Annotated in this window: 14 protein-coding genes and 1 riboswitch; of the genes, 2 read left to right on the top strand and 12 right to left on the bottom strand. The window is 62.8% G+C overall.

Annotated elements, in window-relative coordinates:
* Position 1: 1 nt before the first annotated feature.
* The 9 genes from cobC to cobO all read right to left on the bottom strand — a co-directional run bounded on the left by cobC (position 2) and on the right by cobO (position 8,243).
* Positions 2 to 577, bottom strand: coding sequence for an alpha-ribazole phosphatase family protein (gene cobC, locus AB9L16_RS07545; protein WP_056783946.1), 576 nt, complete (start codon positions 575 to 577; stop codon positions 2 to 4).
* On the bottom strand, positions 574 to 1,629 hold the full coding sequence (gene cobT / locus AB9L16_RS07540; RefSeq protein ID WP_375123309.1) for a nicotinate-nucleotide--dimethylbenzimidazole phosphoribosyltransferase: 1,056 nt from the start codon (positions 1,627 to 1,629) through the stop codon (positions 574 to 576). Before cobT ends, cobC begins: the two co-directional genes overlap by 4 nt.
* Positions 1,626 to 2,147 (bottom strand): bifunctional adenosylcobinamide kinase/adenosylcobinamide-phosphate guanylyltransferase, encoded by a 522-nt coding sequence (cobU, locus tag AB9L16_RS07535; protein ID WP_375123308.1) that lies wholly within the window; start codon positions 2,145 to 2,147, stop codon positions 1,626 to 1,628. Before cobU ends, cobT begins: the two co-directional genes overlap by 4 nt.
* A gap of 120 nt (positions 2,148 to 2,267) precedes the next feature.
* The gene (locus tag AB9L16_RS07530) at positions 2,268 to 3,719 is read right to left on the bottom strand and encodes a cobyric acid synthase (protein ID WP_375123307.1); all 1,452 of its coding nucleotides are present in this window, start codon (positions 3,717 to 3,719) and stop codon (positions 2,268 to 2,270) included.
* Positions 3,716 to 4,708 carry a threonine-phosphate decarboxylase CobD gene (gene cobD / locus AB9L16_RS07525; protein WP_375123306.1) on the bottom strand — a complete coding sequence of 331 codons (993 nt, stop codon included), beginning with the start codon at positions 4,706 to 4,708 and terminating at the stop codon, positions 3,716 to 3,718. Before cobD ends, AB9L16_RS07530 begins: the two co-directional genes overlap by 4 nt.
* Positions 4,701 to 5,609 (bottom strand): adenosylcobinamide-phosphate synthase CbiB, encoded by a 909-nt coding sequence (gene cbiB / locus AB9L16_RS07520; protein WP_375123305.1) that lies wholly within the window; start codon positions 5,607 to 5,609, stop codon positions 4,701 to 4,703. The genes cobD and cbiB overlap by 8 nt, the downstream gene beginning before the upstream one ends.
* Positions 5,606 to 6,256: a 5,6-dimethylbenzimidazole synthase gene (bluB, locus tag AB9L16_RS07515; RefSeq protein ID WP_024012169.1), complete on the bottom strand. Its 651-nt coding sequence runs from the start codon at positions 6,254 to 6,256 to the stop codon at positions 5,606 to 5,608. The genes cbiB and bluB overlap by 4 nt, the downstream gene beginning before the upstream one ends.
* Positions 6,253 to 7,635, bottom strand: coding sequence for a cobyrinate a,c-diamide synthase (locus AB9L16_RS07510; RefSeq protein WP_375123304.1), 1,383 nt, complete (start codon positions 7,633 to 7,635; stop codon positions 6,253 to 6,255). The genes bluB and AB9L16_RS07510 overlap by 4 nt, the downstream gene beginning before the upstream one ends.
* Complete coding sequence (gene cobO, locus AB9L16_RS07505; RefSeq protein WP_016773703.1) at positions 7,632 to 8,243, bottom strand: cob(I)yrinic acid a,c-diamide adenosyltransferase; 612 nt, start codon at positions 8,241 to 8,243, stop codon at positions 7,632 to 7,634. Before cobO ends, AB9L16_RS07510 begins: the two co-directional genes overlap by 4 nt.
* Before the next feature lie 83 nt (positions 8,244 to 8,326).
* Positions 8,327 to 8,557: riboswitch (cobalamin riboswitch) on the bottom strand.
* Positions 8,558 to 8,721: 164 nt separating this feature from the next.
* Here cobO and AB9L16_RS07500 point away from each other — a divergent pair.
* Entirely contained in the window at positions 8,722 to 9,306 is a 585-nt protein-coding gene (locus AB9L16_RS07500) for a hypothetical protein (RefSeq protein ID WP_122691592.1), read from the top strand.
* A gap of 66 nt (positions 9,307 to 9,372) precedes the next feature.
* Positions 9,373 to 10,686, top strand: coding sequence for a PQQ-dependent sugar dehydrogenase (locus tag AB9L16_RS07495; protein WP_375123303.1), 1,314 nt, complete (start codon positions 9,373 to 9,375; stop codon positions 10,684 to 10,686).
* A gap of 127 nt (positions 10,687 to 10,813) precedes the next feature.
* Here the strand turns inward: AB9L16_RS07495 and AB9L16_RS07490 are convergent, their stop codons facing one another.
* The 3 genes from AB9L16_RS07490 to hda all read right to left on the bottom strand — a co-directional run bounded on the left by AB9L16_RS07490 (position 10,814) and on the right by hda (position 13,079).
* The gene (locus tag AB9L16_RS07490; protein ID WP_041479547.1) at positions 10,814 to 11,350 is read right to left on the bottom strand and encodes a C40 family peptidase; all 537 of its coding nucleotides are present in this window, start codon (positions 11,348 to 11,350) and stop codon (positions 10,814 to 10,816) included.
* Positions 11,351 to 11,565: 215 nt separating this feature from the next.
* Positions 11,566 to 12,183 carry a C40 family peptidase gene (locus AB9L16_RS07485; RefSeq protein ID WP_016773699.1) on the bottom strand — a complete coding sequence of 206 codons (618 nt, stop codon included), beginning with the start codon at positions 12,181 to 12,183 and terminating at the stop codon, positions 11,566 to 11,568.
* Positions 12,184 to 12,374: 191 nt separating this feature from the next.
* Complete coding sequence (gene hda, locus AB9L16_RS07480) at positions 12,375 to 13,079, bottom strand: DnaA regulatory inactivator Hda (RefSeq protein ID WP_375123302.1); 705 nt, start codon at positions 13,077 to 13,079, stop codon at positions 12,375 to 12,377.
* Positions 13,080 to 13,261: the final 182 nt, after the last annotated feature.

The following is a 13,261-nucleotide window of genomic DNA, read 5'->3' as shown; positions in this document are numbered from 1 at the left end:
CTCAGTGACCTTCCTTGAGCGCGCCGTCAGCCTCGACCGTCAGCGCAAACAGCGCGCCGTGGCCGACTTCGACATTGAGCAGTTGCTCGCGGGGCAAACCTCGGGCCTGCGCCAGCAACAAACGCATCACGCCGCCGTGGCTGACCAGCAGAATCCGTTCGCCGGCGTAAGCCGCCTGCAACCGCGCGACCGCCGCCAACACCCGCGCGGAAAACGCGCTGACCGGCTCGCCTTGCGGTGGCGTGAAGCCATAGGGATCAGCCCAGAACAGCCCCAGCGCTTCGGCGTCCGTTTCCATCAACGCCGCCGCGCTCTGCCCTTCCCACGCGCCGAAATGCAGCTCTTGCAGATCCTTGTCCAGATGCACGGACAGGTTCAGTTGCTCGCCGAGTTCAGCAGCGAAGCGCGCGCAGCGCTGCAATGGCGAACTGACAATGCGATCCCACGGCCCGCCTTCGACCACCGCAGCACGCATCTGCGTCCAGCCGTTTGCGGTCAGCGCATCGTCGAGGCTGCCGCGCAAGCCGCCGCCCAGTTCCGTTTCGCCGTGGCGCAGCAGATCCAGGCGCAGGCTCATGCCGGGCGATCCGCCACGGCCGCTTCGGCGAACGTCGCCATTTGTCCGTGCAGGTCACACGCCAGGCGCAACAACGGCACCGCCAACGCTGCGCCACTGCCCTCGCCCAGGCGCAGGCCGAGCTCGAGCAGCGGCTCGGCGCTCAAGGTTTCCAGCACATGGCGATGGCCCGGCTCGGCACCGCGATGGCCGAACAACAGCCACTCGCGACAGGCCGGATTCAAGCGCACCGCGACCAGCGCGGCGACCGTGCAGATAAAACCGTCGACCAGCACCGCGATGCCTTCCTGCGCGCAGGCCAGATAGGCGCCAACCAACGCGGCAATCTCGAAACCGCCAAGATTGAACAACGTCTGCAAGGCATCGCCACGCTGTGCGGCATGCAGCGCCAGCGCGCGTTCGATGACTTGCGCCTTGTGGCTGACGCCAGCGGCATTCAGCCCGGTACCGGGGCCGGTCAGGTGCGCCACCGGGCAATCGAGCAAGGCACAGGCCAGCGCACTGGCCGCCGTGGTATTGCCGATGCCCATCTCGCCGCCGATGAACAACTGGGTGCCGGCGGCTTTCGCGCGCAAGACGCTGTCGCGACCCGCCTGCAAGGCCGATTCGCCCTGCGCCCGAGTCATCGCTGCGCTCTGAGCGAAGTTCGCCGTTCCCGCGCCAATGTTCAGATGGCGAACGCCGGGCAGATTCAGCGCCGGATTCACCGTACCCAGATCGACCACTTCCAGCTGCGCGCCGAGCTGACGCGCCAGCACGCTGATCGCCGCGCCGCCGCTGACAAAGTTGAGCAGCATCTGCCCGGTGACTTCCTGCGGATAAGCCGATACGCCTTCGGCTACCACGCCATGGTCGCCAGCGAAAATCGCGATCCAGACTTGATCCAGCGTTGGCTTGAGCTGACCTTGCAGACCGGCCAGTTGCACGGCCACCGATTCAAGGCGCCCCAACGAACCGGCCGGTTTGGTCAGTTGCTGCTGGCGCTCGGTCGCTTGCGCGATGATGTCCGAGTTCACGGTTTTGCACGGGTTCAGCCACCAGGTCGGGCTCATAACGCAGGTCCTTTCAAAGTCAGGGGCAGGCCGGCGACGGTCAGGACAACTCGCTGACAGCGCTCGGCCAGAGCTTGATGCAGCCAACCGGCTTCATCGACATAGCGGCGGGTCAATTCGCCCAGCGGCACGACACCCATTCCGGTCTCGTTGCTGACAAAAATGATTTCGCCCGGCAACGACGCCAGGCAATCGAGCAGCGCTTCACGCTCGGCGGCGAGACGTTCGGTGTCGTCGAGCATGAGCAGATTGGTCAGCCACAGGGTCAGGCAATCGACCAGCAGGCAGCGCTCGGCGCCGGCGGATTCGCGCAGCACGCGGGCCAGTTCCAGTGGCTCTTCGATCAACGCCCATTCGACCGGGCGGCGCGCGCGGTGATGGGCGACGCGCTGGTTCATTTCGCCGTCGAGCGGTTGGCTGGTGGCGATGTAGGTGACCACCAGATGGCTGTCGCTGGCGAGTTTTTCCGCCAGACGACTCTTGCCGGAGCGGGCGCCGCCGAGGATCAGTTGGAGCATGGGTTCATCCAAAAATGTGTGGTGAGACAAACGGCCCCTTCGCGAGCAGGCTCGCTCCCACCGTTGATCGCGTCTCCCTGTGGGAGCGAGCCTGCTCGCGAAGAGGCCAGTCCAGACAACTCAAATCCCGCAGAGCTGACGCAACAGCCCGGTATCCAGATGCTTCGCCACCAGATCTGCCAGCCGTTCGATATCGCGTTCGCGCAAGCCGTGGTAATCGACCTCTTGTACATCACTCAGCCCGGCCCAGCGCAGCAACGCCGCGCTCGCCTCGGGGGATTCGAACAAGCCATGCAGATAGGTGCCGAACACCTGGCCATCGGCACTTTGCGCACCATCGCAACGACCGTCGTCCAAATGCACCGCCGGATTCTCCAGCGCCGGCCCGCTGGTTACGCCAGCATGTATTTCGTAACCGCTGACTGCGGCGCTTTCCAACGCCAGCCGCCCGCGCACGTTGCGCAATTGCTTCTCGGCTTCGAGTTGGGTTTCGAACGCCAGCAGCCCCAGACCGGCGCTGGAGCCGGCAGCGCCTTCCAGCCCAAGCGGATCGTGTACTTGCTCACCGAGCATCTGCAGACCGCCGCAAATCCCCAGCACCTTGCCGCCGTAGCGCAGATGCCGATTGATCGCAGCGTCCCAGCCGTTGGCGCGCAGATAAGCCAGATCACTGCGCACGCTTTTCGAGCCCGGCAGGATGATCAGGTCGGCGGCGGGAATCGCCTGCCCCGGGCCGACAAATTGCAGATCCACCTGCGGATGCAGACGCAGCGGGTCGAAATCGGTGTGATTGCTGATGCGCGGCAGCACCGGCACCACCACTTTCAAGACCTGTTCGGCCTTGTCGGTCTGGCGTTGGTCGATGCCGTCCTCGGCTTCAAGGTGCAGGTCCATCACGTAGGGCAGGACGCCGACCACCGGTTTGCCGGTGCGCTGTTCCAGCCAGTCGAGGCCCGGTTGCAACAAGGCGATATCGCCACGAAAGCGGTTGATGATGAAGCCTTTGACCCGCGCCTGCTCGCTCGGTGAAAGCAATTCCAGCGTGCCGACCAAATGCGCAAACACGCCGCCGCGATTGATGTCGGCGATCAGCAGCACCGGGCAATCCACCGCTTCGGCAAAGCCCATGTTGGCAATGTCGCCGGCGCGCAGATTGATCTCCGCCGGCGAACCGGCGCCTTCGACCATCACCAACGGATACGCCGCGCTGAGCCGCGCATGGGAAGCGAGCACCGCTTGCATCGCGATGGCCTTGTAATCGTGATAGGCGACGGCGTTCATCGTCGTCACCGCGCGGCCATGAATGATCACTTGCGCGCCGGTGTCGCTGTTGGGCTTGAGCAATACCGGATTCATATCGGTATGCGGTTCAAGACCGGCCGCTTGCGCCTGCACTGCCTGCGCGCGGCCGATCTCGCCGCCGTCAGCGGTCACTGCGCTGTTGAGCGCCATGTTCTGCGGCTTGAACGGCACCACCGCCACGCCCTGGCGGGTGGCCCAGCGGCACAACGCCGTTACCAAAGTGCTTTTGCCGGCATCGGACGTGGTGCCTTGCACCATCAGAGTGGTCATGGATTGTCCTTGGTGAAAGCTTGCAAAGCCTGTTCGAGACGCATCTCTTGCGCGGCATCCGCTGGCAGGCCGAAACGCACACTGCTGTTGTGGCTGAACAGGCGCAGGAGGATGCCGCGCCGGGCGAGGAATTCGTGCAGCGCTTCGGCGTGCTCGGTGATCAGCCACTGAAACAGCGCGCAGCCACCCTGCGGTGCAAAACCGCAACGGGTCAGCAGCGCCGCCAGCCGTTCGCTCGCTTCATCGCTACGAATCCGCTGACGGGTGTGACCCTCGGTGTCTTGCAGGCACGCCGTACCGAGTACCCGCGTCGGCCCGCTCACCGCCCACGGCCCGACCTGTTCGGCGAGCAGTTTGAGCAACTTGCGTTCGGCCAGAACGAAACCGAGGCGCACCCCGGCCAGACCGAAAAACTTGCCGAACGAACGCAACACCACCAGCCCGACCTGATGCGCATAGGGCGCCAGGCTCAGTTGCGGTGTGTTGTCCATGAATGCTTCGTCGACCACCAGCCAGCCGCCGCGTTGCGCCAGCCGCGCATGCCAGTCGAGCAGGCGTGCCGGGGTCAGGCTGAGGCCGGTCGGATTGTTCGGATTGACTACCACCAGCACATCGAGACTGTCGAGAAAGAACTCGACTTCCTGCTCGAGCACTTCACGGACGATGTAACCGCTGCGCCGCCAGGCTTCGGCATGCTCGGCATAGCACGGCGACAACACGCCGACCTTGCCGGCCCGGCGCAGACGCGGCAGCAACTGGATAGCCATTTGCGAGCCGGCGACCGGTAGCACCTGCGCGGCGCCGTAATAATCGCAGGCGGCCTGTTCCAGTCCGTCATCGGTTTCCGGCAAGCGCGCCCAGGCGCGTAGCGGGATCTCCGGGATCGGGAACGGCCATGGCGCGAGGCCGCTGGACAGGTCAAGCCAGTCGGCTTCGGCAATCCCGTAATCGAATGCAGCCTTGCGCAGCCGGCCACCGTGCTCAAGCATAAAATTCCGCCCCCAGGCAAAGCATCAGCAGCCACAACCATACGCCGCGCTGGACCAATTGCCAGCCACGCTCGATGGAATCAGCATCGGCCGGCGCACCTTCGCCCAGTTGCGGGCGCTCATGCAGTTCGCCGTGATAGATCGCCGGACCACCCAACTCGACGCCCAGCGCACCGGCACCGGCCGCCATGACCGGGCCGGCGTTGGGGCTGTCCCACTGCGGCGCCTGGGTGCGCCAGCATTTGAGCGCGAGTCGGGTTTTGCCGAGCAGCGCGTAGGTCAACGCCACCAGACGCGCAGGAATGTAGTTCAACACGTCGTCGATTTTCGCCGCCGCCCAGCCGAAACGCTCGAAGCGTTCGTTGCGATAACCCCACATCGCATCGAGGGTATTGCTCAAGCGATACAGGACCACGCCCGGCGCTCCGGCAACGACAAACCAGAACAGCGCAGCGAACACCGCATCGCTGCCGTTCTCCAATACCGACTCGGTGGCGGCGCGGGCCACGGCGTTGCTGTCCAGTTCATTGGTCTGGCGGCTGACCAGATAACCGACGCGCTTGCGTGCCTCGTCCAGATCATCGGCGCGTAACGCAGCCGCGACCGGCGCGACATGCTCGCCGAGGCTGCGCATGCCGAGGGCGCAATACAGCGCGAGAATCTCGACGATCCAGCCGACATAGGGCGCCCAGGAGAATGCTGTGGCGAGCAAGGTCAGCGGCAGTACCGCGATAACCCACGCAGTCACGCCATGGCTGCGCCAGCCACGACCGCCGGCGTTGAAGCGTTGCTCGATGCGCCCGGCAAAATTGCCGAACGCCACCAGCGGATGCCAGCGTTTCGGTTCACCGAGCAGCGCATCCAGCGCTACCGCGGCGACACTCAGCAACGCCACACTCATTGACTCACTCCCCAATAATTTTCGTAAAGCAACTCGTTCAGCGGTCGCGCCTGCGCCCAGCCTTCAAGCACCAGCATCGGCGCCGGATAGAATTCCTTGACCGGGCCGAGACACAACACCGCCAGCGGCTTGGCACCGGCCGGCAACTTGAGCAAATCCGCCAACGCTTGCGGTTCGAACAGCGAGACCCAGCCCATGCCCAGGCCTTCAGCGCGGGAGGCCAGCCACAGATTCTGGATCGCGCAGGACAACGAGGCCATGTCCATTTCCGGCAACGTGCGCCGACCGAAAATGTGCTTTTCGCGATCGTCCATCAGCGCCGCGACCAGCACCTCAGCGCAATCGTTGATGCCTTCGACCTTGAGCTGCATGAACTCATCGCTGCGCTCGCCAAGGGCTTCGGCGGTGCGGATGCGCTCTTCTTCCACCAGATCGCGGATCTGCCCGCGCAGAGCACGATCGCTTATACGGATGAAGCGCCACGGCTGCATCAGGCCGACGCTCGGCGCTTGATGAGCGGCCTCGAGCAGACGGCGCAGCAGCTGCGGTTCGACGCTGCCGCCGGTGAAGTGGCGCATGTCGCGGCGTTCGGCGATGGCCTTGTAGACCGCTGCGCGTTCGGCTTCGGAAAATGTGTTGTCGGTCATGGCCCTTTCGCGAGCAGGCTCGCTCCCACAGGGTTCAGGTCATCCATTGTGGGAGCAAGCCTGCTCGCGAAGGCGACCTGACGATCTGGCGCAAACAATGCCGCAATCGCAGTCGGATTCGACGGGAAATAAAAGTGCACGTACGACGCCGTCATCCGCCCTTCTCGATAAACCGCCTCAGCGCCGCGCCCGCCATTGGGACTCAGCCCACGGGCAATCGGCGTCAGCTCGGTGGTGGTCAGCGAATGATGATAGGTATGCCCACGCAACTCCCCTTCCGGCAGCTCAACCGCCTGCAACGCCAGCGCCGCCAGACGCTTCTGCATCACCGCCTCGCCCCTGAGCAAACCGACCAGCTCAGCACGGGTGCCTTGCACGTCGGTCAGCGAATCCAGTAGATAAAGCATGCCGCCACACTCGGCGAGCAACGGCTTGCCCGCCGCGTGGTGCGCGCGGATTGCCGCCAGCATTGACGAGTTTTGCGCCAGCGCGACGTGATGCAACTCTGGATAGCCGCCCGGCAGATACAGGCTGTCCGCCTCGGGCAATCGGGTGTCGCGGATCGGCGAGAAAAAGTGCAGCTCGGCGCCCATCGCCCGCAGCAGATCGAGACTGGCGCCATAGGTGAAGGCAAAGGCTTCATCACGGGCGACGGCGATGCGCACACCTTTTAATAGAGGCTCGGCGGCGATGACGTCAGGCGCGGCGAATTCAACGGCGGGGGGCAGCGCGACTTGGCAACTGCTGGCCAGCGCATCGGCGGCCGCGTCGAGACGCAGATCCAGATCATTCAATTCGCTGGCCTGGACCAGACCGAGGTGGCGGCTCGGCAATTCGATGCCGGTCTCGCGGGACAGCGCGCCGTACCAGCGCAGACCTTCGGTGAGGCTGCCTTCGAGCAATTGCGCATGGCGCAAGGTGCCGACGCGGTTGGCCAGCACGCCAGCGAACGGCAAGTCCGGCTGATACTTCGCCAGGCCCAGCGCCAAGGCGCCAAAGGTCTGCGCCATGGCGGTGCCATCGATCACGCCGAGCACCGGCACACCGAAGTGGCGCGCCAGATCAGCGCTGGATGGCTTGCCGTCGAACAGGCCCATCACGCCCTCGATCAGAATCAGATCAGCCTCGGCGGCGGCTTCCCACAACAGGCGGCGACTTTCCTGCTCGCCGACCATCCACATGTCCAGTTGATACACCGGCGCACCGCTGGCGCGCTCGAGGATCATCGGGTCGAGAAAGTCCGGCCCGCACTTGAACACGCGCACCTTGCGCCCCTGATTGCGATGCAAACGGGCGAGTGCAGCGGTGACGGTGGTCTTGCCCTGACCGGAGGCCGGAGCGGCGATCAACACCGCCGGGCAGTGACGTGGTTGCTTCAAAGTTCGACGCCTTTCTGCGCTTTGATCCCGGCCTGGAAGGCGTGCTTGAGCATGCCCATCTCGGTGACCGTGTCGCCCATCTCGATCATTTCCGGCTTGGCGCCGCGACCGGTGACCACCACGTGCTGCATCGGCGGACGCGCCTGCAAATCGCTGAGCACCTGATCGAGATCGAGGTAGCCGTGCTTGAGGGCGATGTTCAATTCGTCGAGCACCACCAGACCGATCGAAGGGTCGCGCAACAATTCGCGCGAGACTTCCCAAGCGGCGGTCGCCGCGGCGATGTCACGTTGGCGATCCTGGGTTTCCCAGGTGAAGCCTTCGCCCATGACGTGGAAACGCACCTGCTCGGGAAAGCGGCGGAAAAACAATTCTTCGCCAGTGCTGTTGCGGCCCTTGATGAACTGCACCACGCCGCACTGCATGCCGTGGCCCATGGCGCGGGCGAGCATGCCGAATGCCGAGCTGCTCTTGCCTTTGCCGTTGCCGGTCAGCACCAGCACCAGGCCACATTCGTCGGGCGAGTTGGCAATGCGTTCGTCGATCACGGCTTTCTTGCGCTGCATGCGCGCCAGATGGCGCTCGTCACGCTCGGGGGAATCAGTCATGGGGGGGAGCTCTCCGTTGAGGCTGGATAACGGCGGGCAGGCACAAGAATAGACGGCAAAAAGCCTGGCATCGCCCACCGTGATGCCGCTGAGATGGATCAGGCCGGTCTCCGGGCTCATGAGCGGCGTTTCGCCGGACTGCGCGCCTTCCCGCTTCTTTCGAGGCAGTGGCTCAAGGCGCAGTTTTCACTCATTTACCGTTGCGGGGGCAGCGCCGGGATCGTCGTGGCTTCGCTTGAAGACCACCCTCACCGGCTTCCCTGTTTCACTCTGTCGACGCGGGGCCACAGAGCACCTGAAACAAGCGGCGAAGGTTAGAGGGTTGGGGGTGGAGCGTCAATTGAAGAGGCGCTTTGCGCGCGAATAACTGCCGCTGATCAATTGTGCAGCGGCAATCTTGTGCCAGACTGTGACAAGTGATATCAAAGAGCCATGCTTTTTTTCCAAAAAGCCCACTACAACAATAAGGATGACGACGATGCAAGGCATGATCATCAGCAACCCGCGCCTGGAATTCCTGCGCCCGTTGCTGGAACGCTGGTTTGACTGTATCGATCGCTACAACACCGTTCGCGGCGACAACGACACGCCATATTGGCACGACGAGAAAGCCAATCTGGGCCTGCTCGCGGCAGCGGCGTGGATGACTGAAATGGTCACGCTGAACGACACGGCCACGCGCAAACAGAACGAAGAAGGCGAACGCAATGCTCGCGCCGACCTGCTGATTGCCGGCGCCGAAGACCGTGCGTTCATTCAGGCCACGCAACGCTGGCCACGGGTCAACAACCTCAACCTGACCCAGGCCCTGCTCGACATCACCGTTGATGCCAAGCGCATCAGCTACGCCAGCGATCTCAAGCTCGGCTGCCTCTTTGTTGCTCCGCAAAAACCTCAGCACAGCGCCAGCCCCGAAGAATTGCAGGACATGGTTGACGACCTGCAAAAGGAACACACCTGCGCCGTGGCCTGGTATTTCCCCTACGCCTATCGCAAATTGCACAGCGACGCGGGCAACTATCATCCGGGCATCGCCGTGCTGTTCAAGGAAGCCCGCGGCTGAGCAGTTGAACCATCGGGCCTGCGCCCTCCTCTATGTTTAGGAATGCATTCATAGGGAAGATCAGCAATGCGCAAGGCCCCACTCGCTCTTATCATCGCCGTCGCTGGCGGGCTCGCTGCCTGCGGTGAAACCTCCAGCCTGCAAGTCTCCGACGGCACCGGTCCGTCACCGAAACTGCCCGAACCGAACAAGACGCTGATCCCGACAGTGAACATCGCCCCGGCGGTGGGCTGGCCGGACGGCGCGAAACCGACCGCAGCGGCCGGCACCCAGGTCGCGGCGTTTGCCGAAGGCCTCGATCACCCGCGCTGGCTCTATGTACTGCCCAACGGCGATGTGTTGGTGGCGGAAACCAACGCGCCGCCCAAGCCCGATGACAGCAAAGGCATTCGTGGCTGGGTGATGAAGAAAGTCATGGGCAAGGCCGGCGCCGGCGTGCCCAGCCCGAACCGCATCACCCTGCTGCGTGATGCCGACCACGACGGCGTCGCAGAAACCCGCACGGTGTTCCTGCAGAACCTCAATTCGCCGTTTGGCATGACGCTGGTCGGCAACGATTTGTACGTTGCCGACACCGACCGCCTGCTGCGCTTCAACTACGAGCCGGGCGCCACCGAGATCAAGACCCAACCGATCAAAGTCGTCGACTTGCCCGGCGGCACGCTGAATCACCACTGGACCAAAAACGTCATCGCCAGCAAGGACGGCAACAAGCTCTACGTCACCGTCGGCTCGAACAGTAACGTCGGCGAAAACGGCCTGGATCAGGAAGAAGGCCGCGCGGCGATCTGGGAAGTGGATCGTGCGACCGGCAATCACCGGATCTTCGCCTCGGGTATCCGCAACCCCAACGGCCTCGCCTGGGAACCTACCAGCGGCGCATTGTGGACAGCAGTCAACGAGCGTGACGAAATCGGCAGCGATCTGGTGCCGGACTACATCACCTCGGTCAAGGACGGCGGCTTCTATGGCTGGCCGTTCAGCTACTACGGCCAGCACGTCGATGTGCGGGTCAAACCGCAGAATCCTGATCTGGTGGCCAAGGCCATCGCTCCGGATTACGCGGTCGGTCCGCACACCGCTTCGCTGGGCCTGACCTTCGCCGATGGCAACCGCTTGCCGGCGCAATTCAAGGAAGGCGCATTCATTGGCCAGCACGGCTCGTGGAACCGCAAACCGCACAGTGGCTACAAGGTGATTTTCGTGCCGTTTACTGGCGGCAAGCCGACCGGGCAGCCGGTGGATGTGCTGACCGGTTTCCTCGACAAGGACGAGAACGCGCTGGGCCGCCCAGTTGGCGTGGTCATCGATCAGCAAGGCGGCTTGCTGGTGGCGGATGATGTCGGGAACAAAGTGTGGCGCGTGTCGGCCAGCAAATAAGCTAAGCGCAACGCAAAAAAAGTGGGAGCGAGCCTGCTCGCGAAAGCGGTTTATCAGTCAAATCATTGTCGACTGACACTCCGCCTTCGCGAGCAGGCTCGCTCCCACATTTAGTTATGCATACGCACTAGGGGTTATGCGCCAGCTGCCCCGGCTGCAACACCCGCTTGGCGCTCAGATACGCCTTCTGCCAATACGCCTTCGACAGGCTATCGAGCTTGACCGTGCCGCCCGTGGCCGGCGCATGCACGAAGCGCCCCTCGCCGACGTAAATCCCCGCGTGACTGACCTGCGAGCCGCCATTGGTGGCGAAGAAGATCAGGTCGCCGGTCTGCAGGCCTTCCTTGCCGACATTCGGCGCCTGCATGACGATCATTTCGCGGGTCGAGCGTGGCAGCGAAATTCCCGCCGCGTCCCGGTATACGAAACCGATCAGACCACTGCAATCGAAACCGGAATCTGGCGTGTTGCCGCCCCAGCGATACGGCGTACCGACCAGGCCGAGGGCACGGAACAACACGTCTTCAGCAACGGGGGAAAAAGCCTGGGAGGGAGCGAACACGATCGGCGCGCGAACCACGGGGGCTGGCGGCGGTGTGCGGCTGGCGCAGGCGCTGAGCAGCGCGGCGCAAAGGATCAAGGTGAGGCGGGCCGACATCGTCATAAGCAGAACATCCTGATCTGGCTGCGGCTTTCTCTGCCGAATGGACAGAAACAAAACCGCCTGCATCATCACGCAGGCGGTTTGCCATCAATATAGATTCAGGATTCTAGCGGCTACGCGGCAAACTTCAAGTAAGACTTTAACTTCACCTTGTAAAGTTTAGGTCTACTCCGTTGCCGTGCCGTTTTGTCGCCGCGAACGCAGCGACATGCAGGTTACTTGCGAGCGGTGACAACGGTCGGCGCCATGGCGAGTGCACGCTTGGCTTCGATGAAAGTCTTGCTCCAGTAGCTGTCACCCAGGCTGTCGATGCGAACACCGCCGCTGCGACGACTGCTGGAGTGAATGAACTGGTTGTCACCCAAGTAGATGCCGGCGTGACTGACACGACCGCGACGACCATTGGTGGCGAAGAACAGCAGATCACCCGGCTCAAGGTTGCTGCGCGAAACCAGCGGCGCATCGACGTTGATCATTTCGCGAGTGGAGCGCGGCAGGTTCATGCCCGCCTCTTCGCGGAACAGGTAACCGATGAAACCGCTGCAATCGAAACCGGCTTCAGAAGTACCGCCGAAACGGTAACGAGTACCGATCAGGGACATACCGCGTTCGAGGATGCTGTCAGCCAGTACAGGAAGCTGATAAGGCTTGCTGCCGTTGAACTGGTTGAGTTCTTTTTCGGTGTCCAGCTCTTCCTGGTAAATAACGGAAGACTGGGCGGTAGCAGAATTCTTGACCTGTTGCGGCGGCTCTTGAACCGGAGAATGAGCAGCACAACCGAATAACAGGGTAACGAGTGCGAGAGGCACGAGGGGTGCGAAGCGCTTTAGCATGGGCACGACCGTGGCTGATAGTTGTAAAGAAGCCGAGACTATGCCCGCTATCGTCCTCATTTGCAAATTCAATCGAACTTTATGTGACTTCCCGGTTTCGCGTTTACATCTAAGCGCTTAATCCGCCAGGCCGCTCAATCGCCGCAGGCACGGAGGTTTTCTGGCGCCTGAAAGCTGGCAAAAGCCCACTACTACCAGCCCAGAGTTTCCTTGAGGAAGGGAATGGTCAGCTTGCGTTGCGCTTGCAGGGACGCCTGATCAAGCTGCTCGAGGAGATCGAACAGCGCGCTCATGCTCCGCGTGCCGCGAGTGAGAATGAAGTGCCCGACTTCATCGGTCAGGTGCAGACCGCGACGGGATGCGCGCAATTGCAGCGCACGCAATTTGTCTTCATCGGAGAGTGGGCGCATCTGGAAGATCAGCGCCAGGGTCAGGCGCGATTTCAGGTCGGCCAGCTTCACTGGCAATTCGCGCGGCGAAGTGGACGCGGCGATCAGCAGGCGCCGGCCGCTGTCACGCAGACGATTGAACAGATGAAACATCGCCTCTTCCCAGTCGGCCTTGCCGGCAATCACCTGCAAGTCATCCAGACAGACCAGTTCGTACTGCTCAAGGTTGTCGAGGATTTCCACGCCGCGGTCCATCAACTCGGCCAGCGGCAGATACACCGACGGTTCGCCCATCTGCTCGAAGCGCAGGCACGCGGCCTGCAACAGATGCGTGCGCCCGACGCCGTGCTTGCCCCACAGGTAGATCAGGCTCTCCGTCCACCCGGCGTCGGCTTCGCAGAGACGCTCGACATAGCCGAGTGCAGCGGCATTGGCGCCTGGGTAGTAGTTGATGAAGGTGGCGTCGTCACGCAGACGCACACCTAGGGGCAGCTGAATCGGTTTCATGCTGACTGAACAGTTCTCAAAGGAACCGTTAGTGGCCTCTGTGTAAAGTTGGCGAAGTTTATACCCGTGAGGCTGAGCGCACAATGCGACAGACCCCAAGCAAAATCAAAGGTTTGCGTTGACGCAGCGGTTTGATGACAGATTCTCTGGCGCCCTCGCTCGAACGAAACGCGGCAGCCCGG

The organism is Pseudomonas sp. LW8, assembly GCF_041956865.1.
GTDB lineage: Bacteria > Pseudomonadota > Gammaproteobacteria > Pseudomonadales > Pseudomonadaceae > Aquipseudomonas > Aquipseudomonas siliginis.
This window is presented reverse-complemented; position numbering and strand designations above follow the sequence as displayed.

What these genes read in the sequence shown, in the direction of transcription:
- cobC (WP_056783946.1), bottom strand. Translation starts at nt 577, where the DNA reads ATGAGCCTGCGCCTGGATCTGCTGCGCCACGGCGAAACGGAACTGGGC.
- cobT (WP_375123309.1), bottom strand. Translation starts at nt 1,629, where the DNA reads ATGAGCCCGACCTGGTGGCTGAACCCGTGCAAAACCGTGAACTCGGAC.
- cobU (WP_375123308.1), bottom strand. Translation starts at nt 2,147, where the DNA reads ATGCTCCAACTGATCCTCGGCGGCGCCCGCTCCGGCAAGAGTCGTCTG.
- AB9L16_RS07530 (WP_375123307.1), bottom strand. Translation starts at nt 3,719, where the DNA reads ATGACCACTCTGATGGTGCAAGGCACCACGTCCGATGCCGGCAAAAGC.
- cobD (WP_375123306.1), bottom strand. Translation starts at nt 4,708, where the DNA reads ATGCTTGAGCACGGTGGCCGGCTGCGCAAGGCTGCATTCGATTACGGG.
- cbiB (WP_375123305.1), bottom strand. Translation starts at nt 5,609, where the DNA reads ATGAGTGTGGCGTTGCTGAGTGTCGCCGCGGTAGCGCTGGATGCGCTG.
- bluB (WP_024012169.1), bottom strand. Translation starts at nt 6,256, where the DNA reads ATGACCGACAACACATTTTCCGAAGCCGAACGCGCAGCGGTCTACAAG.
- cobO (WP_016773703.1), bottom strand. Translation starts at nt 8,243, where the DNA reads ATGACTGATTCCCCCGAGCGTGACGAGCGCCATCTGGCGCGCATGCAG.
- AB9L16_RS07500 (WP_122691592.1), top strand. Translation starts at nt 8,722, where the DNA reads ATGCAAGGCATGATCATCAGCAACCCGCGCCTGGAATTCCTGCGCCCG.
- AB9L16_RS07495 (WP_375123303.1), top strand. Translation starts at nt 9,373, where the DNA reads ATGCGCAAGGCCCCACTCGCTCTTATCATCGCCGTCGCTGGCGGGCTC.
- AB9L16_RS07490 (WP_041479547.1), bottom strand. Translation starts at nt 11,350, where the DNA reads ATGACGATGTCGGCCCGCCTCACCTTGATCCTTTGCGCCGCGCTGCTC.
- AB9L16_RS07485 (WP_016773699.1), bottom strand. Translation starts at nt 12,183, where the DNA reads ATGCTAAAGCGCTTCGCACCCCTCGTGCCTCTCGCACTCGTTACCCTG.
- hda (WP_375123302.1), bottom strand. Translation starts at nt 13,079, where the DNA reads ATGAAACCGATTCAGCTGCCCCTAGGTGTGCGTCTGCGTGACGACGCC.